Here is a 20,761-nt window from a genome sequence, read left to right as displayed (position 1 = left end):
CAGCGGGCTCGGCTCATTCCTCGCCAAAGCCGTCCTCGACCAGCGCGGCCAGAGCATCCACGGCGGCCTCTGCGCCTTCCCCCTCGGCACTGATCCGGATCGAATCGCCCTTTGCGGCGCCCAGCATCATCAGCCCCATGATCGAGGTGCCGGTAACCCGCGAACCATCCTTCTCGACCTCGATCTCGACCGGCTGGCTGGCGGCGAGGGTCACGAATTTCGCGCTGGCGCGGGCGTGCAATCCACGTTTGTTCGTCATCGCAACGATACGCTCGGCACGATTCACGCAGCGGCCTCGCCCAGCACTTCGGACGCGACCGAGATATATTTGCGCCCGGCTTCGCGCGCGGCACCAACCGCTTCGACGACCTTCATCGTCTTGCGCGCGCCGCCCAGACGGATGAGCATCGGCAGGTTGATCCCGGCAATGACCTCGACCCGCCCCGGCTCCATCAGCGAAATGGCGAGGTTGGACGGCGTGCCGCCGAACAGGTCGGTGAGCACGATCACGCCCTGACCGGCATCGACGCTCTGAATCGCCTCTGCGATATCGGCGCGGCGCTCCTCCATATCGTCTTCGGGGCCGATGCAGATCGTGCCGATCCGCTCCTGCTTGCCCACAACATGCTCCATTGCGGTGACAAATTCTCTGGCCAGACGACCATGTGTCACCAATACGAGCCCGATCATGCCAAAATGATTCCCGTGCGGTTCATAGATGTGCTGGCGTTCCTTCAAGCGAATCCTGCGGCGCCGAGCCCAGATCGCGGTGCCGCACCGTGGGCGAAAAACCGTTTTCACGCAACCGTTGCGCGATGCGTTCCGCGACATGGACCGACCGGTGCCGGCCGCCGGTGCAGCCGAAGCCGATCGTGACATAGGCCTTGCCCTGTTCGCGGTAGCGCGGAAGCAGGTGCAGCAAAAGTCCTTCGATTCGCTCGATCGCCTCGGCATATGCCGGGTCGGCCATGATATATTCGGAGACGTCCGCGTCCTGTCCTGTTCCGGGACGAAGCGCATCCTCCCAGTGTGGATTGCGCAGAAAACGCATGTCGAACACCAGATCGGCATTGCGGGGCATGCCGCGCGCATAGCCGAAGGAGAGCACCGACAAGGTGGGCTCGCGCATTTGCTGCGTCGCAAACTGATCGCGGATCTGCTGGGTGAGGTCGTTCGCGCTCATCGTCGTCGTGTCGATCAGCCGGTTGGCCCAGCGGCGCAGGGGTGCGAGCAGTTCGCGCTCGCGCGCAATGCCGTCGCTCGCCGGGCGGTCGGTGGCAAGCGGGTGGCGGCGTCGGGTTTCCGCATAGCGGCGTTCGAGTTCCGCGCCCGAACAGTCCAGAAACAGCGTGCCGATATCATGGCCGCGCCGGTCGCCCAGCGCCTTGATACGCCTGACCAGCCCTTCGGGATCGAAACCGCGCGTTCGGATACCGACCCCCACCGCAAGCGGTCGGTCGTCCGCTTCGGTAGCATATGGAAGCTCGGTCGCGAGCAGCCGGTCGATCAGGAGGACGGGAAGCTGATCGACCACTTCCCAGCCGAGATCCTCCAGCGTTCGCAGCACGGTGGATTTGCCCGCACCGGACATCCCACTGACGATCAGGATACGCTTCTGCTTTTGGCGGTTCATCGCAATGTCTCCACCTGGCGAAGCGCCAGTTCTGCCTTCACGGCTGCGGATGCTTCCAGCGCAGCGATTGCGAAAACCGGCACATCCACACCGGCAATCGCTTGTATATCATAGGAAAGCGGCATGCGCTCCGGTCGATCCTCGATCCGCAGGAGCAGCGCCACCGGGACATTACCTACCCACGGCAAGGCAACGATCCCGATGCCGCGCACCTCGATCCTGCCAGCGATCCGGTCGGGCGCAGAGGCGATCAGCCGCTCCCCTGAGCGGGTGAGGTGGGTATAATCATCGCTCACCAGCGTGGCGCCGCGATCGATCAGGCGAAGCGCGAGATCGGATTTACCGCTCCCCGACGGCCCGGCGATCAACAGCGCGCGCCCGCCGATGGCGACACACGATGCGTGCAGTGTTTCGGATGGGGGAGCGGTCATCGCGGGCGATCTTAACGACGCGGCGCGGCGGCGGGAAGACGCACCACGAAGCGCGCGCCGCTCAGCCGGTCCTCGCGCGATTCGACCGCGATGTCACCCTGATGCGCTTCGATAATCGTGCGCGCGATGGCGAGGCCGAGCCCGCTATGCTTGCCGAACGCCTCAGCGCCGGGGCGGACCGAATGAAAGCGGCGGAAGATCGCCTCGCGATCCGATTCGGGGACGCCGGGACCTTCATCCTCGACCCGGATGACCACCATATCGTCTTCCCGCGCGGCGGCGACGACGACTATGCCCCGCTCGGGCGAGAAGGACACGGCATTGTCGACCAGATTTTCGAAAACCCGCTCCAGCCGTGCGCCTTCACCGATCGTGACAAGCGGTGGGCCGGGTGCGCCGTCGAAATGGATGCGCACCGCCTGCTCACTCTGGCGAGCCATGCGCTGTTCGACCAGCCCTTTCAGCATCGCGCCGATATCGACCGAATCGAATTTGGCACGGCTGAGCTGTGCATCGAGGCGCGACGCTTCCGAAATATCGGTGATCAGCCGGTCGAGCCGATGAATATCGTCGCGCACAATGTCGAGCAATTGCGCCTGAAGATCGGGATCGCGGACATGGGCGAGGCTTTCGACCGCAGAGCGGAGCGAGGCGAGGGGATTTTTGAGCTCATGCGTGACATCGGCGGCAAAGGCTTCGGTCGCGTCGATCCGCGCGCGCAGCGCCTGACTCATGTCCGACAGCGCGCGGGCGAGCATCCCGATCTCGTCGCGGCGTGAGGGCAGGCGCGGCACGACCACTTCGCGCGCACGGCCCAGCCGAACGCGCACCGCGGCGCGGGCCAGCCGGCGAAGCGGGCGGACGATGGTGCGCGCGAGAAACAAGGATAACAGGATCGACACGAGCACCGCGATGCCCAGCACGACGCTTAGCCGGAAGCGTTCGATACGGACCGTCTGGGTGATGTCGCGGGCATTGACGGTGGTCATCACGACGCCTTCATCGCCGAGCGAGGTGGCGGCGGTGATCACCGGCGTCCGATCAGGCGCGCGCCATACGGTGGCCGGGCTCCCCCCGGTGGCACGCGCGGTGCGGACATCGGGCCAGCCATTGCCGTTCTTGCCCGCCCGGTCACGATAGAGCGGCGCACGACGCGCGCCGACCACCGTATCGATGACCGCATCGAGAAAACGCGCCGCATCCTGCTGCCAGGGTTCAGTATCAGGATCGACAAGGCGAAAATTATTGACGCCGAGCGCGCGGCTATCGGCGATCAGCGAGCCGTCGGCAGCATAGACGCGCACGCGCGTCCCGGTACTCGCCGCCAGCCGGGCAACGATCGGCTTTCGCGCCTCGGCCGGGGCGGCGAGCAGCGCCTGCGCGATCAGATCGGTTTCGCGCGAGGCGCGTTCGACCCGGCTGTCGACGATGCGCGCACGATAGGAATCGAGATAGAAGAACCCCCCCGCCAGCATCGCCAGCGCGAAGATATTGACCGCGAGGATTCGCGGCGTGAGCGAGACACGACCCGACCAGCGCAGCGAAAGCTCGCGCTCGTCACTCCTCGGAAAAGCGATAGCCCGCTCCATATAGCGTCTCGATCGCGTCGAATTCCGGATCGACCTGCCGGAATTTGCGGCGAAGGCGCTTTATATGGCTGTCGATGGTGCGGTCATCGACATAGATATCCTCATGATAGGCGGCGTCCATCAACTGGTTGCGCGTCTTCACAATGCCCGGCCGCTGGGCCAGCGCTTCGAGGATCATGAATTCGGTGACGGTCAGGGTGACATTGTCGCCCTTCCACGTCACGCGGTGCTTGGCAGGCTCCATTTTCAGCTGCCCGCGTTCGAGCACCGGCGCGGCTTCGCCCTCGGCATCGCCGCCATTCCCCCCGCCAGCATGTTCGGTACGGCGAAGAATCGCGCGGATTCGCGCGATCAGCAGCCGCTGCGAAAAGGGTTTGCTGATATAATCGTCTGCCCCCATGGCGAGGCCCAATGCTTCGTCGAGCTCGTCATCCTTTGAAGTAAGGAAAATGACCGGAAGCTGGGTTTTCTCGCGCAGGCGGCGGAGCAGCTCGAGCCCGTCCATGCGCGGCATCTTGATGTCGAGCACGGCAAGATCCGGCGGATTGTCGGTCAGCGCCTTCAGCGCCGTCTCGCCGTCGGTATAGACACGCGTCAGAAACCCCTCCGCCTGAAGCGCGATCGATACCGAGGTCAGAATGTTGCGGTCATCATCGACCAGCGCGATCGTGTCGCTCATTCGTCGTCCCGCCAAAGCCGTTTCATCCCCTTGCCGGTACTGCAAAGCCCGCGACACGACAAGCGGCCCGGTCCCATGATGGCGCGCGCATCCCCGCAACAGGTTTGACGGCAACGCACACCGTTACTAGTCGGGATTTAGTTGATCGGCATCAGATTAAAGAAAAAGAAATGCCGAATATTCGGGAGAGCAATATGAGCAACAATAAACCGCGCCGAGGTCTTGATGCATCGGGAATTGAAACCGCTGCCGCCATTCATTGGAATCTTCTGACCCCGCAGCTGGTCGAGCAGGCCGTTTCGCGTGGCGAAGGGCGACTCGCCGCAGACGGACCGCTGGTCGTCGAAACGGGAAAGCACACCGGCCGGTCAGCGAATGACAAATTCATCGTCCGCGATTCCGAGACTGAGAACAGCGTCTGGTGGGGCAAGGTCAACAAGCCGATGGACCCTGACGCCTTTTCCCGGCTGAAAGCCGACTTTCTGGATGCGCTGAAGGGCAAGGATACGCTGTTCGTTCAGGACCTGTATGGCGGGTCGCAGCCCGACCATCGCGTCCGGGTGCGGGTGGTGAACGAACTGGCCTGGCACAATCTGTTCATACGCACGATGCTGGTGCGGCCGCAAGCGCGTGAGCTGGCAGACTTCGCCCCGGAATATACGATCATCGACCTGCCGAGCTTCCGCGCGGACCCGGAACGCCATGGCTGTCGCAGCGAGACGGTGATCGCTGTCAATTTCAGCGAAAAGCTGATCCTGATCGGCGGCACCGCTTATGCGGGCGAAATGAAAAAGTCGGTATTCGGCCTGCTCAACTATCTGCTTCCGCCCGAAGGCATCATGCCGATGCATTGTTCGGCCAATATCGGACCCGAAGGCGACACGGCAGTCTTTTTCGGCCTGTCGGGTACGGGCAAGACGACGCTATCCGCCGATGCAAGCCGCACGCTGATCGGCGATGACGAACATGGCTGGTCCGACAGCGCCGTCTTCAATTTCGAAGGCGGATGCTATGCCAAGATGATCCGCCTGTCCGAAGAGGCCGAGCCGGAAATCTATGCGACCACGCGGCGCTTCGGCACGGTGCTGGAAAATGTCGTGATGGACGATGCGACCCGGACTCTCGATCTCGACGATGCCAGCCTCGCCGAAAATACGCGCGGTGCCTATCCGATCGATTTCATCCCCAATGCGTCGAAAGACAATATGGGGCCGGTGCCCACGAACGTCATCATGCTGACCGCTGATGCGTTCGGCGTGCTGCCGCCGATTGCGAAGCTGACGCCCGAACAGGCAATGTATCATTTCCTGTCGGGCTATACCGCCAAGGTCGCCGGGACCGAGATCGGCGTGACCGAGCCGGAAGCGACCTTCTCCACCTGTTTCGGGGCACCGTTCATGCCGCGTCACCCGTCGGTCTATGGCAATCTGCTGAAAGAACGGATCGCGAAAGGCGGCGTCCATTGCTGGCTGGTCAATACCGGCTGGACCGGGGGCAAATATGGCGTCGGCAGCCGTATGCCGATCCGGGCGACCCGCGCGCTGCTCAACGCAGCGCTCGACGGCAGTTTGAACCATGCCGAATTTCGCATCGACCCCAATTTCGGGTTCGAGGTGCCGGTCGCGGTGCCCGGAGTCGACAGCGCGATCCTGAACCCGCGCGATACCTGGGCCGACAAACGCTCCTATGACGAGACGGCAGAAAAGCTGGTCGATCTGTTCGTGAGCAATTTCGAGCAGTTTGCCGATCATGTCGATCAGGGTGTGCGGGCAGCGGCGCCGAAGGTACGCCAGTCGGCCTGACCCGAGATGCAGGGGCGGGGCGTTGCTCCGCTCCTGCACGCACCTCCAAAAAATTGCTGCATTGCGGGAACAACTATCGGCGATCTCCCTTTGATGGGGAATGTACGATCTGGAGATAGCAGGCTGGCGCGTGCCTGAACCCATTATCAGCGTCGCGCTGATCGCTTTGGCCATCGTCATTGCACTGGCCGCACATGCGCTGTTCGTCCGGTTGTTGCGGCGGATCACGCGCAATACCAGCTTTCTGGCCGATGACGTTCTGTTCCGCCGGTCGCTGCGGCCCATGCGGTGGATTCTGGTGGCGATCGCGCTGACGCTGATTCGCCCGGCATTGGACCTCAGCCCGACAGCGGATGCCATATGGAAACAGGCGGCGGGGCTGATCGTGCCGTTGCTGATCGGCTGGCTCGCCATCTCGGTTATTCGGGCGAGTACGCGGATCGTCGAAATCCGCTCCGACATTACCGTCGAGGACAATCTGAAGGCGCGTCGCCGCCGGACACGCAGCATGATCCTCAGCCGGATCGCGGTGATTATCGTCGGCTTCATCACCATCTGCCTGATGCTGCTGTCGATCCCGGGCGTGCGCAATATCGGCGTCACGCTGATGGCGTCGGCCGGGCTGGTCGGTCTGGCCGTGGGCGCTGCGGCGCAGCCCGCGCTCAAAAATCTGATCGCGGGCGTTCAGATGGCATTCACCGAACCGATCCGGATCGAGGATGCAGTGATCGTCGCGGGCGAATGGGGATGGATCGAAGAGATCAAGCTCACTTATGTCGTGGTGAAGGTCTGGGACGAACGGCGGCTTATCGTGCCGGTATCCAAATTCCTCGAAGAGCCTTTTCAGAACTGGACGCGCGAAAGCGCCGGGTTGCTGGGATCGGTGTTCCTGTATCTCGACCCGAGCGCCGATGTCGCCCGGCTGCGCGCCTATTTCGAAGATATGGTCGTCAAAGAGCCGTTGTTCGACGGGCGCGGCAAGGCGTTGCAGGTTACCGATGTCAGCGCGCAAGCGATCGAAATCCGCATGCTGGCGACCGCGGCCAATTCGCCCAAGACGTTCGACCTGCGCTGCGCCATCCGGGAGAAGATGCTCGCCTTTATCCGCGATGAAATGCCTGCGGCCTTTCCCCGCACGCGCGCCGAACTGGGGCAGGCCGAGTGGAAGCGCGATGCCGAGCCGATCCGCGATCCCGTCCGGCCGCCGCGCAGCGCGCCGCAGGAGGAAGGGATCGGCGGACCGTCGGGTGAGGGCGGCTGATCAGCCGTCGCGCTTCTGCGCCGCGATATAGCGGTCGATATTCGCCTCCAGCACGGTCATCGGCACGCCGCCGCCGGTAACCACGACATCGTTGAACCCCTTGAAATCATAAGCGGGGCCAAGCGCCTGCTTGGTCCGCTCGCGCAGCCGGTTGATCGTCGAATGGCCCACCTTGTAGCCGCAGGCCTGACCGGGCCAGGCGCAATAGCGATCGACTTCGCCCGACACCTCTTCCACGGTTGAGCCATTGGTGGTGGCGAACCATTGGATCGCCTTATCCCGGCTCCAGCGCTTGGCATGAATGCCGGTATCGACGACCAGCCGGCAGGCGCGAAAGGCCAGGCTTTGCAGATAGCCGAGCTCGCCCAGCACATTGTCGTCATAAGCGCCCAGCTCCGCAGCGAGTTGCTCGGCATAAAGCGCCCATCCCTCGGAATAGGCGTTGAAGGCGAGGATCGAGCGGATCAGCGGCAGTTTGAACGTATATTCGCCCTGCCAGACGTGCCCCGGAATCGTTTCGTGATACGCAAGATCGGGAAGCGCATAACGCGGCCAGATCTTCGTCGTGCGCAGGTTGATCCACAGCCGCCCCGGCACCGAACCGTCCATCGTTCCCGCGCCGCCATAGGCGCCGGGCGCTCCGGGCTCGACCTCGGGTGCCATGCGCTTCACCTCGGCATTGCCGGGGACGAGCGTGTGAAAGGCGCGGGGCATCTTTGCGCGCATATCGTCGATCGATTGCTGGAGCAGTGCGATGATCTGCGCGCGCCCCTCATCATTGTCGGGGAACAGATATTTGGGGTCCTTGCCCAAAGCCGCCATCCGTTCGCCGACGCTGCCGCTGGTATATCCCTGTTGCTTCAGGATGACGTCCATGCGCGCCTGAAGATCGGCGAGCTGGTCGAGGCCCATCCGGTGCACCTCGTCGGGCGGCATGGTCGTGGTCGTGCCGGCCTGCAGCGCCCATGCGTAATAAGCATCGCCCTGCGGCAGGTCCCATACGCCCGCATTGTCGTTCGCCTTCGCCCGATGGCGGCGCAGTTCGGCGATCTGCCGGTCGAGCGCGGGGGCGATTTCCTGTGCCGCGATTGTCGCTGCCTGTGCGCCGAAATCGCCCGGAATATCCCGGGTCCGTTCAGCGAGCGAGGTGACGATCGTCCAGCCCGCCGGATCGCCCTTACGCGCGATGGCAAGCTGGGCAAGCGCCTTGTCGAGCAGGAAGTCGGGCGCGATCACGCCTTGCGTATAGGCCGACTTCAGCCGCTCGGTCTCACCGTTCAGCGCGTCGGCATAGGCGTGGAGCCGGGCGAGATAGGCGGTGGCATCGCCGCGCGTCTTTACCGTGTGCTGGCTGTCGAGAAATTGCGGCACGTCGAGAAACGCGCCGACATTCTGGATCACGACATAAGGCGAATTGCGATAGCCGCCGACCGACACATCGCCATAGGGGAAGTCGAACCCGGCAGCGGCGAGCTCGAACGCTGCCTTCGCCACCTCGACATTGTTGCGCGTCTCGGGAGAGAGCGCGTTTTCGTCGAGCGAGGAAAGGTCAGCGACATAGTTGCGGACATGGTCGGCGATCCGCGACATGCCTGCGGGCGAGCGGTCGGTCAGCCGCGATTTCAGCGCAGCGCGCTCGCCCGTATCGATGCCGAGCCCAGTCGCGGTTTCGGGAAAGTCGATCAGCATCGATTCGGTGATGCGATCGAGCATCGCCGTTGCTGCCGCATCGGGTCCGGTCGCCTCTGCAAAGGCACGCAGGGGCAAAGCGGGAAGGGCGGTGCCCGCGCCCAAAAGGGCGAGCATCCGACGGCGATCAAAGGACATGCGGCTCTCCGGCAATGAGCGGTGACGATAGGCAATCCTAAGCCGGACAGGTTGCATTTGTCACGGTCGGGCGCTGCTGCATCGGCGAGCGAACGGCTTTTCCTGTCTTCGCCTACTAGCGCTTTGGCGGGAGTGCGGTTACATGGGCCGCCAATTCCCGACTCCGCATCTCTTCAGGAACTGGCTCTTTCATGGAAATCCCTCTCGGTCTCACTTTCGACGACGTCCTGCTCTACCCCGCCGAATCCGAGGTGGTGCCGAGCCAGGCCGACACGCGAACGCATGTGACGCGCGAACTGGCGCTCAACATTCCGGTCATGTCCTCTGCCATGGACACGGTGACCGAGGCCGATATGGCGATCGTCATGGCCCAGCTGGGCGGGATCGGCGTGCTTCACCGCAATCTGTCGGTCGAGGAACAGGTCGCGGCGGTGCGTCAGGTGAAGCGATTCGAATCGGGCATGGTGGTCAACCCGATCACCATCGCGCCCGATGCGCCGCTGTCCGAGGCGCAGGGCCTGATGGACCGGCACAGGATCAGCGGTATCCCGGTCACCGAACCGTCGGGCAAGCTGGTCGGCATTCTCACCAATCGCGATGTGCGCTTCGCCGAAAATCCGCGCCAGCGGGTGTCGGAACTGATGACGCATGAAAATCTGGCGACGGTGTCGGCGGGCGTGACTCAGGAAGAGGCACGGCGGCTGCTCCACCAGCGTCGAATCGAAAAGCTGCTCGTCGTCGATGACGAGTATCACTGTGTCGGACTGATCACGGTCAAAGATATCGAAAAGGCAGTGACCTATCCAAACGCTACCAAGGATGCGGCGGGGCGACTGTGCGTCGCTGCTGCAACCACGGTGGGCGATGCAGGGTTCGCGCGTACCGAGGCGCTGATCGCGGGCGAGGTCGATCTGATCGTCATCGACACCGCGCACGGCCATAATCGCGACGTGGCGCGCGCTGTCGAGCGGGCGAAGAAGCTCTCCAATTCGGTGCAGGTGATTGCGGGCAATGTCGCCACTCCGGAAGCGACGCGCGCGCTGATCGATGCGGGAGCGGATGGGATCAAGGTCGGCATCGGACCGGGGTCGATTTGCACCACGCGCGTCGTTGCAGGCGTCGGCGTGCCGCAGCTTACTGCGGTGATGGAATCGGCCGCTGAGGCACGCAAATCGGGCGTTCCGGTGATCGCCGACGGCGGCGTGCGCACCTCGGGCGATATGGCGAAGGCGATTGCGGCGGGTGCGTCGGTGGTGATGGTCGGATCGCTGCTCGCGGGCACGGAGGAAGCGCCGGGCGAAACGTTCCTCTATCAGGGCCGCGCCTATAAATCCTATCGCGGCATGGGATCGGTCGGTGCGATGGCCAAGGGGTCGGCGGATCGCTATTTCCAGCAGGATATCAAGGATCAGTTGAAACTGGTCCCCGAAGGCATCGAAGGTCAGGTGCCGTTCAAAGGCGCGGCGCGCGATGTCATTCATCAGCTGGTCGGCGGCGTGAAGGCAGCGATGGGCTATACCGGCGCGCGTACCATCCCCGAAATGCAGGAAAAGGCGAAGTTCGTTCGCATCACCAATGCCGGGCTTCGCGAAAGCCATGTCCATGACGTCACGATCACGCGTGAGGCTCCCAATTACCCGACGCGCTGAGGCGATTGCATGAGGCCCGAGGCACGCACCCAGGCCGCGATCGAGCTGCTTGACCAGATCATCGCCGCCGCGCGCGATCAGGGCGCGGCAGCAGATACGCTGATCGCGCGCTATTTTGCGGCTCGGCGCTATGCCGGGTCGAAGGACCGGCGAGCGGTGCGCGAACTCGTCTATGACGCGATCCGCTTGCTGGGCGAACGTCCGGCGAGCGGACGCGCGGCAATGCTGGCGCTGGCCCGGCGGCAGCCCGATCTGACGGCGCATTTCGGCGCGGGCGATTATGCACCCGAAGCGATCGGGACTGACGAGGCGGTGGCAGAGGCCGGTGTCGCGCCGCAATGGCTGGTCGATGCGCTCGCCGAATCCGGTGTGACGGAGGCGCAACAGGCGGCATTGCTTGACCGCGCGCCGCTCGACATCCGCGTCAATCCGCTGCGGGCCAAGATCGAAGACGTGGCCGAAGCGCTCGGCGAAGGCGAAGCGATCGCCGCCGCGCCGCTGGGGCTACGGCTGCCGGGCGAGCACCGGCTCGAACGCCATCCTCTGTTCGAAAGCGGCGGCTTCGAAATACAGGATGCGGGCAGTCAGGCAGTGACACTCGCCAGCGCGGCGGGGCCGGGCATGCTGGTCGTCGATCTGTGCGCGGGCGGCGGCGGCAAGACGCTTGCCATGGCCGCGATGATGGCGAATCGCGGGCGGATCGTGGCGAGCGACAGCGATCGGGCGCGGCTGTCGCGGCTCCCGGCGCGGGCCGAACGGGCGGGGGTGAGCATCGCCGAGACGCGGCTGCTCAATCCCGGACGTGAGGCAGAGGCGCTGGCCGATCTCACCGACAGCGCCGATGTGGTGCTGGTCGATGCGCCCTGTTCGGGGACCGGCACTTGGCGGCGCAATCCCGAAGCGCGCTGGCGGCTGACGCCCGATCGCCTAGCGCGGCTGACCGGGCTTCAGGCCCGGCTGCTCGACATGGGCGCGGCGCTGGTCCGGCCCGGTGGCGCGCTGATCCATATCGTCTGTTCGCTGCTCGACAGCGAAGGGCGCGGGCAGGTCGATGCGTTTCTGGCCCGTCACCCCGGGTGGGAAGCGGTGCCGCTTGTCCTGCCCGCCGGAAGCGCGCATGGCAAAGGCATGCGCCTCACCCCCGCCAGCGATGCCACCGACGGCTTTTTTGTCGCAAGGCTCACACGGCCATGCTAGCGCCGGAAACGCGTTCAGTTTCGGAGATATTCATGCGTATAACCTCGGTCTCGGCAGCGGTCGCGCTGACGCTGCTATGCGTTTCGACCTCGCTATACGGCCAGCGGCCCGACGATCAGATCGATCCGCGATCCATGGCATTGCTGAAACAGGGCGAAGCAAAGCTGGCCGCGGGCAATCTGGCGGGCGCGCGCAACACGCTGGAGACCGCGCTTGCCGTCGATCCGCGTAACCGCATGGCGTTCAACGCGCTGGCAAAAGTCGCGCGCGGACAGGGTCTGCCCGGCCGGGCGATCCGCCTGTATCGTGAAGCGCTGCGGCTCGAACCCAATGATCTCGACGCTCTGAAGGGGCAGGGCGAAGCGCTGGTGACCAAGGGTGCCGTCGTGCGGGCCAAGGAAAATCTCGCCAAGATCGAGAAGATCTGCGGCAAAGACAGCTGCGCGCCTGCTGTGCAGCTCGCCGCGACGATCAAAAAAGGGCCGCCGCCTCAGGCAACTGCGCAGCAGGACGTGAATCCGGACGCTGATACGCCCGAAACTGCTAAGCAATAGGCTGTAGCTGCCGCGCGATGGCGACATAATCGTCGATCGACAGCGTTTCCGCGCGGCGGGTGGGATCGATCGATAGCGCCTCCAGCGCATCGAGCGCCCCCGGAACGCATTTAAGCGACTGACGCAGCATCTTGCGCCGCTGCCCGAATGCGGCGGCAGTGATTGCTTCCAGCTTCGCCGGGCAGATATCGTCCGGCGCCTCGGTCGGGGTGATATGCACCACCGCTGACATCACCTTTGGCGGCGGGGTGAAAGCGGAACGGTGCACCGGCATGGCGATGCGCGCATGGCTGCGCCACTGCGACAAAATGGCGAGCCGGCCATAAGCATCGCTGCCGGGCTTTGCCACAATCCGTTCGGCAACCTCTCGCTGAAACATCAGCGTCAGGCTGCGCCACCAGGGCAGCCAGTCCGCCGACAGCCAGCTCACGAGCAGCGCGGTTCCGACATTATAGGGAAGATTGGCGACGATCGCAGGCGCTTCGTCGAACAGCCCGGGCATATCGATCGCCAGCGCATCGCCTTCGATCAGCGTCAGGCGGCCGGGATAGGCCTCACCCAGCTGCGCCAGCGCCGGGATGCAGCGACGGTCCCGCTCAATCGCCGTGACGCGGGCTCCCGCCGCGAGCAGCGCGCGGGTCAGGCCGCCGGGGCCGGGGCCGATCTCCAGCACCGGCCTATCCGTCAGATCGCCGGGAATGGCGGCGATCCGCGCCAAAAGCTGCGAATCGAACAGAAAATTCTGGCCGAGCGCCTTGCTGGCCGACAATCCATGCTCGCGAATAACCTCCCGAAGCGGCGGGAGGTCGACGGGACTGGTCATGCCGACGCGCTTGCCTTTGCGCGGCGTCCCGCCGCCGATGCAGCAAGACGGATCGCGGCGATCATCGCGCCGGGTTCGGCCTGATCGGTGCCCGCAATGCCGAATGCAGTGCCATGATCGGGCGAGGTCCGCACGATCGGCAGGCCAAGCGTGATATTGACGCCTTCATCGAAATGGAGCGTCTTGATCGGGATCAGCGCCTGATCGTGATAGGGGCACAATGCTGCGTCAAAAGTGGCGCGGGCGCGGGGATGAAACATGGTGTCGGCGGCAAACGGGCCGGTCGCATCGATCCCTTCGGCGCGAAGAATTTCCACCGCCGGCTGGATGCAATCAATCTCTTCGGTGCCGATCGCGCCGCTTTCCCCGGCATGCGGGTTGAACCCGGCAAAAGCGAGGCGCGGCTTTTCGATCCCGAAATTGCGCTGCAATCCGCGCGCCGTGGCGTGGCCCTTATTCACGATCAGTTCGACCGAAAGCGTTTCGCTCACCTTTGCCAGCGGAATATGCGTGGTGATCGGCACGACGCGCAGCGTCGGTCCGGCGAGCATCATCACCGCATTGTCTTTCGACACGCCGCAGCGTTCGGCGACGAATTCGGTCTGGCCGGGATGGGTGAAACCGATATCGTAGAGTCGCGCTTTGGAGACCGGCGCCGTTACCAGCGCGCCGGCGGCACCCGACCGGGCGAGCCCCACGGCCAGCTCAAGCGACAAAAGCGCACAGCGCGCGCCGGGAATATCGGGCACGCCGGGGACGACTTCGCTGCTATCGTCGACCGACAGCAGCGGCAGCGCCTCCCCGAATATTCCCCGCGCCTCATCGGGATCGCCGATCACGCGCACCGGGCCGTCCCACACTGCCTCAATCGCCCGGATATTGCCGACCGCGAAAAAGGGTTCAAGCTGATGAAGCTCCCGGCCCTGCCAGGCCTTGGCCACGATTTCCGGCCCGACTCCCGCCGGATCGCCCATTGCGACGGCGAGGGGGCGAATCATGGCTTTCTCCTCAGCGATATTCGATAATGGCATCGCGTCTCAGATCGCGAAGCATCCGCTGTGCGCGAAGATTGACACGTTCCTGTTCCAATTGCGCCTGTACCTTGTCAGGCGAGGGCAGTGTACCCCCTTTCGGATCGTCGCGGCCACATAATACGAGCACGCGCACGCCCTGATCCATCGAACCGAAGGGCGGGGTCGCTTCACCGACCTTCAGCTTCATCATGATGTCCTGAAGCTGGGGCGGAAGATCGCGGATGCGCACCGCATCATTGTCGACCACTTCCGCGCCGATCTTCTGCGCAACTGCAGGAACCGCGCCGCAGCCCTGCAGCTTGCTCGATGCGGTGGCCAGTTCCTGCGCCTTTGCCTTGCCAGCAGCCTCGCTGGTCCCGGCGGGGAAGGTCAGCGTCATCTGGCGCAGGCTGAGCACGGCATCGCGCGGATCGGCGGTCAGCACCTGACGTTTATCGACCAGATAGAGCAGCGAAAAGCCGCCGGGCACTTCGACCGGCCCGGCAATCTGGCCAACCTGCATCGACTGAACGGCATTGACCATCGAGGCGGGCAGCATTTCGCTGCGTACCCAGTCGAGATCACCGCCGCGAACGCTGGTCGTCGCTTCGGAATAGGTGCGCGCAAGATTTTCGAACGGCACGCCCTGTTTAAGCTTCTCGGTAATCTCCTTCATCGTCGCGACGATCTGCTGTTCGCTGCGATCATCGGAGGGAAGGTAGATTTCCTTGAGGTGATATTCCTCGGTCCCCTTGGAAGCTTTCAGTCGGTCGAGGATCGCGTTCACTTCGGCATCGCCGACATTGACGAACGGTTCGACCTGGCTCTGAAGCAGGCGGCTCCAGGCAATCTCGCCCTCGATCTGGCGCTTCAGCGAAGCGGGTGCGGACCCGATTTCGCGAAGATAAGCGTCGAACTCTTCGGGAGTCTTGTTGAACCGGTGCGCGATACGATCATAGCTCTGATCGATCTCGCCCTGAGACACCACAATATCCTTGGCCTTGGCCTGCTGTATCTCAAGCGTTTCGTCGATCAGCGTGCGCAATATCTGCAATTTCAGCTGCTGCCGCTCATCGGGCGCAATCTGCATCTGGTTGAGCGAGGCGACCATGGCGAGACGGTGATCGACATCGGTTCCCGTAATCACGCTGTTGTTCACGATCGCGGTCGGCCGACGCACATTGGGATCGACCTTGCCGAAAATCTGAAGATTCTTAGGCAGGTCCAGACCGGCATCCGGAGTCTGGTCATCCGGCACCGTCTGCGCAGAGAGCGCCGATGCAGCGGCAAGGCCGCCCATCGCCGACAGGATGCGGGCAAAACGCTTAGCCTTCGAATTCACGTTGATCACCTGGTTTCGAACCTCATTCATCGTGCGGGCATCGCCGCTTTGTGCAATTTTTCGCATGAACCGCATGAACACGGGCTTAGCGGCCAAGATTCTTTAACGAAAGGGTAAGGAGGTAACTGTTTCCCCGCCGCGCGTCACCCGTATCCTGATAATAGCGGCGCCAGCTGACCCCAAGTTTCAGGCAATCGTCTTCATAGACAAGGCCCAGCCGGTGGCGAACCGGTTCGAACCCGTCCGAACGTGAGATCGGATCTTCGCGGGCATCGGTAAGGTCGATCGTCGCCGAACCGTACACCGACCAGAATTTCGCAAAGGCGACGCGGCCGCCGACACGCGCCTCCTCCCGGTCGCGCAAATCCTCCAGATCGGCGGTGATGTTACGGTTGAGGCGGAGATAGCCGAGCAGCAGATATGTCTTACGCGACCCGATCGTCGCATCGATCTCGTTCCGCCGGATCGCCAGATTGTCCTTGTCGAGACGATAGCGATGGGTGAGCGCGACGAAATCGCGATAGCGGATCTCGGTTCGTCCCACGAAGTCGGAAAAACGGTCGGTAAAGCCGGTTCCGTCGGGCAGGATGCTTGCCTGTGACGACAGGCGATAGCTTTGCCCGGCAGTGGCGTCGATCGTCAGCCCGGGCAGCGTGATCGCCCAGTCAAACCCGTATGTGAAGCGGGTCGAATCCTCGAACCGGTCATAGCCCGGGAAGCGGTTGAGCGCGAAAAGATTCGAATCCTCAAGGTCCACCGCGCGTGCATCTTCGTTGGGAATATCGAGATTGCGGATCGGCGGCGAGGCGACCATCTGCACGCGCGGGGTCAGGCGCTGCGTTCCCGACAGAAAGGTGCCGACAAAGGGCCATTTCACATCGACCGCAACTGCCGCGATAGCGCGTCCCTGAAATCCGTCCTTGCCGCGATAGCTGACCACGTCGGTCGCGAGGATATCAGAGGTGTGATAGATATCGCCGCGCGCATAGGCGGTGAGCGTGACCTCCTGCCCCCAGGGGGTGATCCGCCGCAAATCCCATTCGGCGGATGCAAAGGCGCGCTGCGTATCCTGCCCGGCAGTACGGGTGATCGCGAGGCTGTTCAGCTGAAGATTGAGAACGCCGTCGGAGATGACGCCGGAAATGCGGCGTCGATAGTCGATCTCCGGCAGGGCGATCGGTTGCAATCCCTGACGCTCGTCCGGGCGCAGGGTCTGAACTGCCCATCCGTTGATCGCGAAATAGCTGTTCCGGTCGATCCGCTCGACTCGGAGATTGTTGCGCAGCCGGTCGACGCGCGAAATATCGTAGCGGCGAAGAAAGGTCTGATCGCTGGCCACCCGAATCGAAGCGCTTGCGCTCCAGTTCGGCGTAAACTGATAGGTGCCCGAACCATCGATATAGCCGCGAAATTTGTTGTCGCTGCTAACCTGCGTATCGGCGCTGATCCGATCGTCGGCCTGGCGGCTATAGGTCAGATAGCCGGTCACCCGAAACGCGCCGTCATCGTTCAGCTCGCGATATTCCGCCTGCAGCATCGGCAGCGCGTCCGAGAACAGATGCGGCGTAATCGTCAGGTCGCGATCGGGCGCGAAGCTGATGAAATACGGGACGGCAGCTTCAAAACCGTTCACCCGGTCATAGCGGATCGAGGGCGCGAGCAGACCGCTGTCGCTCTCACCGCCGACGGGGTGCGAAAAGGAGGGAAGCGGGACCACCGGCATGCCGAACAGCTGCAGCGTGGCGCCGCTATAGCGAATGCGCTTTTCCTGCGGATTATACACCACTTTGCGGGCAGTGATCTTCCAGGAGGGCTCTTTGGGACAACCGGCCGAATCGGTCACCGAACAGCCCGTATAGGCGGCGTGGTTGACCGTGATGACGCCGTTTTCGTCGCGATTGCCGTCGCGCGCGGCAAGACGGCCGCCCTGATCCAGCACCACGAGCATATTCTCGATTGCGCCGCCTTTCAGCGCATCGGTAAGCTCCATCTGGTCGCCATAGGCGATATCGCCCTGCGGGTTCGTGGCGGCGATATTTCCGGTCGCCACGACCTGCCCGGTCTTGCGGTTCCACACGACCTTATCGGCGCGCAGGCGATTGCCCTCGCGCGAAAGATGGACATCGCCCGAGGCGGTCACGATCTCGCTCTTGCTGTCATATTCCAGCGTTTCGGCGCTGAACGCGATCTGCTGATCATCGGTCGCCGGTGCAGCGGAAGCTTCGGGCGCAGGCGGTGCGGCCGGGCGTTCGCCCAGATCCTGAGCATGCGCCGGGATTGCGCCAAGCACGGGCAACAGCACCGCGCAGGATAGCAGGCAGGCCTTACGCGTCACGATTTTCCAACTCACTCCCCGAACCCGCGCGATGGCGACGAACGCGCCCTATCGCATCGGTAGCGGGGAAGGGCAATGCGCAGACGGCTTTGCCGATGCGCTGCTTTATCCCTACATGGACGCAACAAGAGCAAATCAGCCAAGAGGAAATCCATCCGCATGAATATCGAGTTTGCCGCCGGACGCCCCGCCGATGCCGAAGTCATTGTGCTGCCGGTCGAGAAAAACGCGCTCGACCGGCTGCAACCGGCCGGGCTCGCTGCCGATATCGGCTCGCTGGTGCGCGACGCCGCTGCCGCCAACCGGTTCGAAGGCGAAGCGGGAACGATGAGCGAGGTTTTCGCATCGGTGGACGGCACGTTGCGCCGCATCGTTCTGGTCGGCATCGGCGGCGCGAACGAACCCGATTGCGAACGCGCAGGCGGGGCGATTGTCTCACGGTTCCTCGCGTCGGGCGTCACATCGCTCACGGTCGATTTCAGCGCGCTTTCTGCCTCGCCCGCCGCGAAAGCGACTGCGCGATTCGCCGCCGGGGCGGCGCAGAAATCGTGGCGCTATGATGTGTATCGCACGACGCAGAGCGAGCGGTCGAAGCCGACGCTCGAAACCGTCACGATCGTCGCCGCGCCCGACGGCACCGAAGCGGCATGGGGCGAATTCGATGCGGTGACGAAAGGAATGGAGCTGACCCGCATGCTGGTATCCGAACCAGCGAACAAGCTCTATCCTGAAAGCTTTGTCGAACATGCCCGCAAGCTCGAATCGATCGGCATCGAGCTGACCGTGCTGAACGAGGATGAAATGCGCGAGCTGGGCATGAACGCGCTGCTCGGCGTCAGCCAGGGTTCGGCGCGTGAGGCACGGCTGCTGGTGATGCGCTGGAACGGCAAGGGCGTGGGCGATCCCGATCTGGCTTTTGTTGGCAAGGGCGTGACCTTCGATACGGGCGGCATCTCGCTGAAGCCCGGCGCGGGCATGGAAGACATGAAATGGGACATGGGCGGCGCAGGCGCGGTCATCGGCGCGATGAAGGCGCTCGCGCTGCGCAAGGCGAAGGCGAATATCGTCGGCGTGTGCGGCCTCGTTGAAAATATGCCCGACGGCAATGCGCAGCGTCCGGGCGATATCGTCACGTCCATGTCGGGTCAGACGATCGAGGTCATCAACACCGATGCCGAGGGGCGTCTGGTGCTGTGCGACGCGCTGTGCTGGGTCCAGCGCAACCTGAAGCCGAAGACCATCATCGATCTCGCCACGCTGACCGGCGCGATGATCGTCAGCCTGGGCCATGAACAGGCGGGGCTGTTCACCAACAGCGATTCGCTGGCGCAGGAACTGACCGCGGCGGGGCTCGCTTCGGGCGACGCGGTTTGGCGGATGCCGATGGGCGATGCCTATAACAAGCTGATCGATTCGCCGATCGCTGACATGAAGAATGTCGGCCCGCGCGCGGCGGGGTCGATCACCGCAGCGCAGTTCCTTCAGCGCTTTATCGAAGACGGTGTTCGCTGGGCGCATATCGACATTGCAGGCATGGCATGGGCCGATAAGGCGGGGCCGAATTATGAGAAGGGGGCGACCGGCTATGGCGTCCGCCTGCTCGACCGGTTCGTCGCCGATAATTTCGAATCCTGATTCGAGCCACGGGGCTGAACCGGAATGAAGGTGGATTTCTACCATCTGACGCTCAGCCCCGTTGACCGGGTGCTGCCGCGGATCGCGGAGAAAGTGCTGCAGAGCGGGGCGCGTCTCCTGATCGTCGCGGGCGATGCCGCGCGGCGCGACGCGCTCGACAAAATGCTCTGGAGCTATGCTCCGGAGAGCTTTCTGCCGCATATGCTGGCAGGAGGCGGGGATGATACGCGCCAGCCGATCCTGATCGGCGAACATGCCGAAGCAGCGAACGGCGCGACCCATATCGCCATCGCCGACGGGGTGTGGCGCGAGGAAGCGCTGGCCTTCGAACGGGCATTTCACTTCTTCGATTCGGACACGATCGGCGCGGCGCGCGAATCATGGAAGGCCCTCGCCACGCACGAAGGCGTCGAGCGGCGCTATTGGCGCCAGAGCGATAGCGGCGGATGGGAACAGGCGGCGTGACCGACAGGCAGCTTGCATCCTTCCCGCTGCCCGATTAGTGCAGCGCCACTTTTCCACGTCAATTCAGCTACAGGAGCGAGACCGGCCATGGCCGTGACCCGGACCTTTTCGATCATCAAGCCCGACGCCACGCGTCGCAACCTTACCGGCGGCGTCACCAAGATGCTGGAAGAAGCGGGCCTTCGCGTCGTCGCTTCCAAGCGCATCCACATGACCCGCGAACAGGCCGAAGGCTTTTACGCCGTTCATAAAGAACGCCCCTTCTTTCAGGACCTGGTCGCGTTCATGATTTCCGGCCCTGTCGTCGTACAGGTTCTGGAAGGCGAAGACGCCGTTTCGCGCAACCGCGAAGTGATGGGCGCCACCAACCCGGAAAATGCCGCCGAAGGCACGATCCGCAAGACCTATGCCGAATCGATCGAAGCCAATTCGGTCCATGGTTCGGATTCGGAAGAAAATGCGGCGACCGAAATCGCATTCTTCTTCAAGCCCGAAGAAATCGTCGGCTGATCGGATCGCCGCTGCG

The 20,761-nt window shown here is 63.5% G+C and carries 19 protein-coding genes; 8 read left to right on the top strand and 11 right to left on the bottom strand.

The window, feature by feature from the left end:
* Positions 1 to 13: 13 nt before the first annotated feature.
* Genes EV664_RS01760 through EV664_RS01735 form a run of 6 tightly spaced genes read right to left on the bottom strand, consistent with a single transcriptional unit; the run spans position 14 to position 4,332 of the window.
* Entirely contained in the window at positions 14 to 259 is a 246-nt protein-coding gene (locus EV664_RS01760; protein WP_133493961.1) for an HPr family phosphocarrier protein, read from the bottom strand.
* Positions 260 to 282: 23 nt separating this feature from the next.
* Positions 283 to 690, bottom strand: a complete 408-nt coding sequence (locus tag EV664_RS01755; protein ID WP_133493960.1) for a PTS sugar transporter subunit IIA — start codon at positions 688 to 690, stop codon at positions 283 to 285.
* Positions 691 to 712: 22 nt separating this feature from the next.
* Positions 713 to 1,633: an RNase adapter RapZ gene (gene rapZ, locus EV664_RS01750; RefSeq protein WP_133493959.1), complete on the bottom strand. Its 921-nt coding sequence runs from the start codon at positions 1,631 to 1,633 to the stop codon at positions 713 to 715.
* Positions 1,630 to 2,064, bottom strand: a complete 435-nt coding sequence (locus tag EV664_RS01745; RefSeq protein ID WP_133493958.1) for an HPr kinase/phosphorylase — start codon at positions 2,062 to 2,064, stop codon at positions 1,630 to 1,632. The genes rapZ and EV664_RS01745 overlap by 4 nt, the downstream gene beginning before the upstream one ends.
* A gap of 11 nt (positions 2,065 to 2,075) precedes the next feature.
* Positions 2,076 to 3,653: a sensor histidine kinase gene (locus tag EV664_RS01740; RefSeq protein WP_133493957.1), complete on the bottom strand. Its 1,578-nt coding sequence runs from the start codon at positions 3,651 to 3,653 to the stop codon at positions 2,076 to 2,078.
* The gene (locus EV664_RS01735) at positions 3,622 to 4,332 is read right to left on the bottom strand and encodes a response regulator transcription factor (RefSeq protein ID WP_133493956.1); all 711 of its coding nucleotides are present in this window, start codon (positions 4,330 to 4,332) and stop codon (positions 3,622 to 3,624) included. Before EV664_RS01735 ends, EV664_RS01740 begins: the two co-directional genes overlap by 32 nt.
* Before the next feature lie 194 nt (positions 4,333 to 4,526).
* Here EV664_RS01735 and EV664_RS01730 point away from each other — a divergent pair, with 194 nt between their 5' ends.
* Together EV664_RS01730 and EV664_RS01725 are read left to right on the top strand one after the other, a co-directional pair.
* Positions 4,527 to 6,134 (top strand): phosphoenolpyruvate carboxykinase, encoded by a 1,608-nt coding sequence (locus tag EV664_RS01730; protein WP_133493955.1) that lies wholly within the window; start codon positions 4,527 to 4,529, stop codon positions 6,132 to 6,134.
* Between the two features lie 130 nt (positions 6,135 to 6,264).
* Complete coding sequence (locus tag EV664_RS01725) at positions 6,265 to 7,395, top strand: mechanosensitive ion channel family protein (RefSeq protein ID WP_229668031.1); 1,131 nt, start codon at positions 6,265 to 6,267, stop codon at positions 7,393 to 7,395.
* On the opposite strand, the gene EV664_RS01720 is transcribed toward EV664_RS01725, so the two are convergent.
* Positions 7,396 to 9,222, bottom strand: a complete 1,827-nt coding sequence (locus EV664_RS01720; protein ID WP_133493953.1) for a DUF885 domain-containing protein — start codon at positions 9,220 to 9,222, stop codon at positions 7,396 to 7,398.
* Positions 9,223 to 9,413: 191 nt separating this feature from the next.
* Here EV664_RS01720 and guaB point away from each other — a divergent pair, with 191 nt between their 5' ends.
* The 3 genes from guaB to EV664_RS01705 are packed head-to-tail and all read left to right on the top strand — an operon-like array spanning position 9,414 to position 12,622.
* A complete protein-coding gene (guaB, locus tag EV664_RS01715; protein ID WP_133493952.1) occupies positions 9,414 to 10,871 on the top strand; it encodes an IMP dehydrogenase in 1,458 nt (485 codons plus the stop codon).
* 9 nt (positions 10,872 to 10,880) lie between these two features.
* Positions 10,881 to 12,068 (top strand): RsmB/NOP family class I SAM-dependent RNA methyltransferase, encoded by a 1,188-nt coding sequence (locus EV664_RS01710; RefSeq protein ID WP_133493951.1) that lies wholly within the window; start codon positions 10,881 to 10,883, stop codon positions 12,066 to 12,068.
* Between the two features lie 32 nt (positions 12,069 to 12,100).
* The gene (locus EV664_RS01705) at positions 12,101 to 12,622 is read left to right on the top strand and encodes a tetratricopeptide repeat protein (protein WP_133493950.1); all 522 of its coding nucleotides are present in this window, start codon (positions 12,101 to 12,103) and stop codon (positions 12,620 to 12,622) included.
* Here the strand turns inward: EV664_RS01705 and rsmA are convergent.
* Genes rsmA through EV664_RS01685 form a run of 4 tightly spaced genes read right to left on the bottom strand, consistent with a single transcriptional unit; the run spans position 12,612 to position 18,135 of the window.
* Positions 12,612 to 13,445 (bottom strand): 16S rRNA (adenine(1518)-N(6)/adenine(1519)-N(6))-dimethyltransferase RsmA, encoded by an 834-nt coding sequence (rsmA, locus tag EV664_RS01700; protein WP_133493949.1) that lies wholly within the window; start codon positions 13,443 to 13,445, stop codon positions 12,612 to 12,614. The genes EV664_RS01705 and rsmA overlap by 11 nt on opposite strands.
* Positions 13,442 to 14,443, bottom strand: coding sequence for a 4-hydroxythreonine-4-phosphate dehydrogenase PdxA (pdxA, locus tag EV664_RS01695; protein WP_133493948.1), 1,002 nt, complete (start codon positions 14,441 to 14,443; stop codon positions 13,442 to 13,444). Before pdxA ends, rsmA begins: the two co-directional genes overlap by 4 nt.
* A 10-nt stretch (positions 14,444 to 14,453) precedes the next feature.
* The gene (locus EV664_RS01690; RefSeq protein ID WP_373287480.1) at positions 14,454 to 15,830 is read right to left on the bottom strand and encodes a peptidylprolyl isomerase; all 1,377 of its coding nucleotides are present in this window, start codon (positions 15,828 to 15,830) and stop codon (positions 14,454 to 14,456) included.
* A gap of 55 nt (positions 15,831 to 15,885) precedes the next feature.
* On the bottom strand, positions 15,886 to 18,135 hold the full coding sequence (locus EV664_RS01685) for an LPS-assembly protein LptD (protein WP_133493947.1): 2,250 nt from the start codon (positions 18,133 to 18,135) through the stop codon (positions 15,886 to 15,888).
* Between the two features lie 159 nt (positions 18,136 to 18,294).
* Between EV664_RS01685 and EV664_RS01680 the strand changes: the two genes are divergently transcribed.
* From EV664_RS01680 to ndk, 3 genes are all read left to right on the top strand, one after another.
* Positions 18,295 to 19,770, top strand: coding sequence for a leucyl aminopeptidase (locus EV664_RS01680; protein ID WP_133493946.1), 1,476 nt, complete (start codon positions 18,295 to 18,297; stop codon positions 19,768 to 19,770).
* A gap of 24 nt (positions 19,771 to 19,794) precedes the next feature.
* Positions 19,795 to 20,235: a DNA polymerase III subunit chi gene (locus tag EV664_RS01675; protein WP_133493945.1), complete on the top strand. Its 441-nt coding sequence runs from the start codon at positions 19,795 to 19,797 to the stop codon at positions 20,233 to 20,235.
* A gap of 87 nt (positions 20,236 to 20,322) precedes the next feature.
* Positions 20,323 to 20,745, top strand: coding sequence for a nucleoside-diphosphate kinase (gene ndk / locus EV664_RS01670; protein ID WP_133493944.1), 423 nt, complete (start codon positions 20,323 to 20,325; stop codon positions 20,743 to 20,745).
* Positions 20,746 to 20,761 lie beyond the last annotated feature (16 nt).

Origin of the sequence: Stakelama pacifica, from assembly GCF_004361835.1 — a bacterium.
Lineage (GTDB): Bacteria > Pseudomonadota > Alphaproteobacteria > Sphingomonadales > Sphingomonadaceae > Sphingomonas > Sphingomonas pacifica.
The sequence above is the reverse complement of the archived record's forward strand: the minus strand, read 5'-3'. Positions and strand labels throughout refer to the sequence as shown.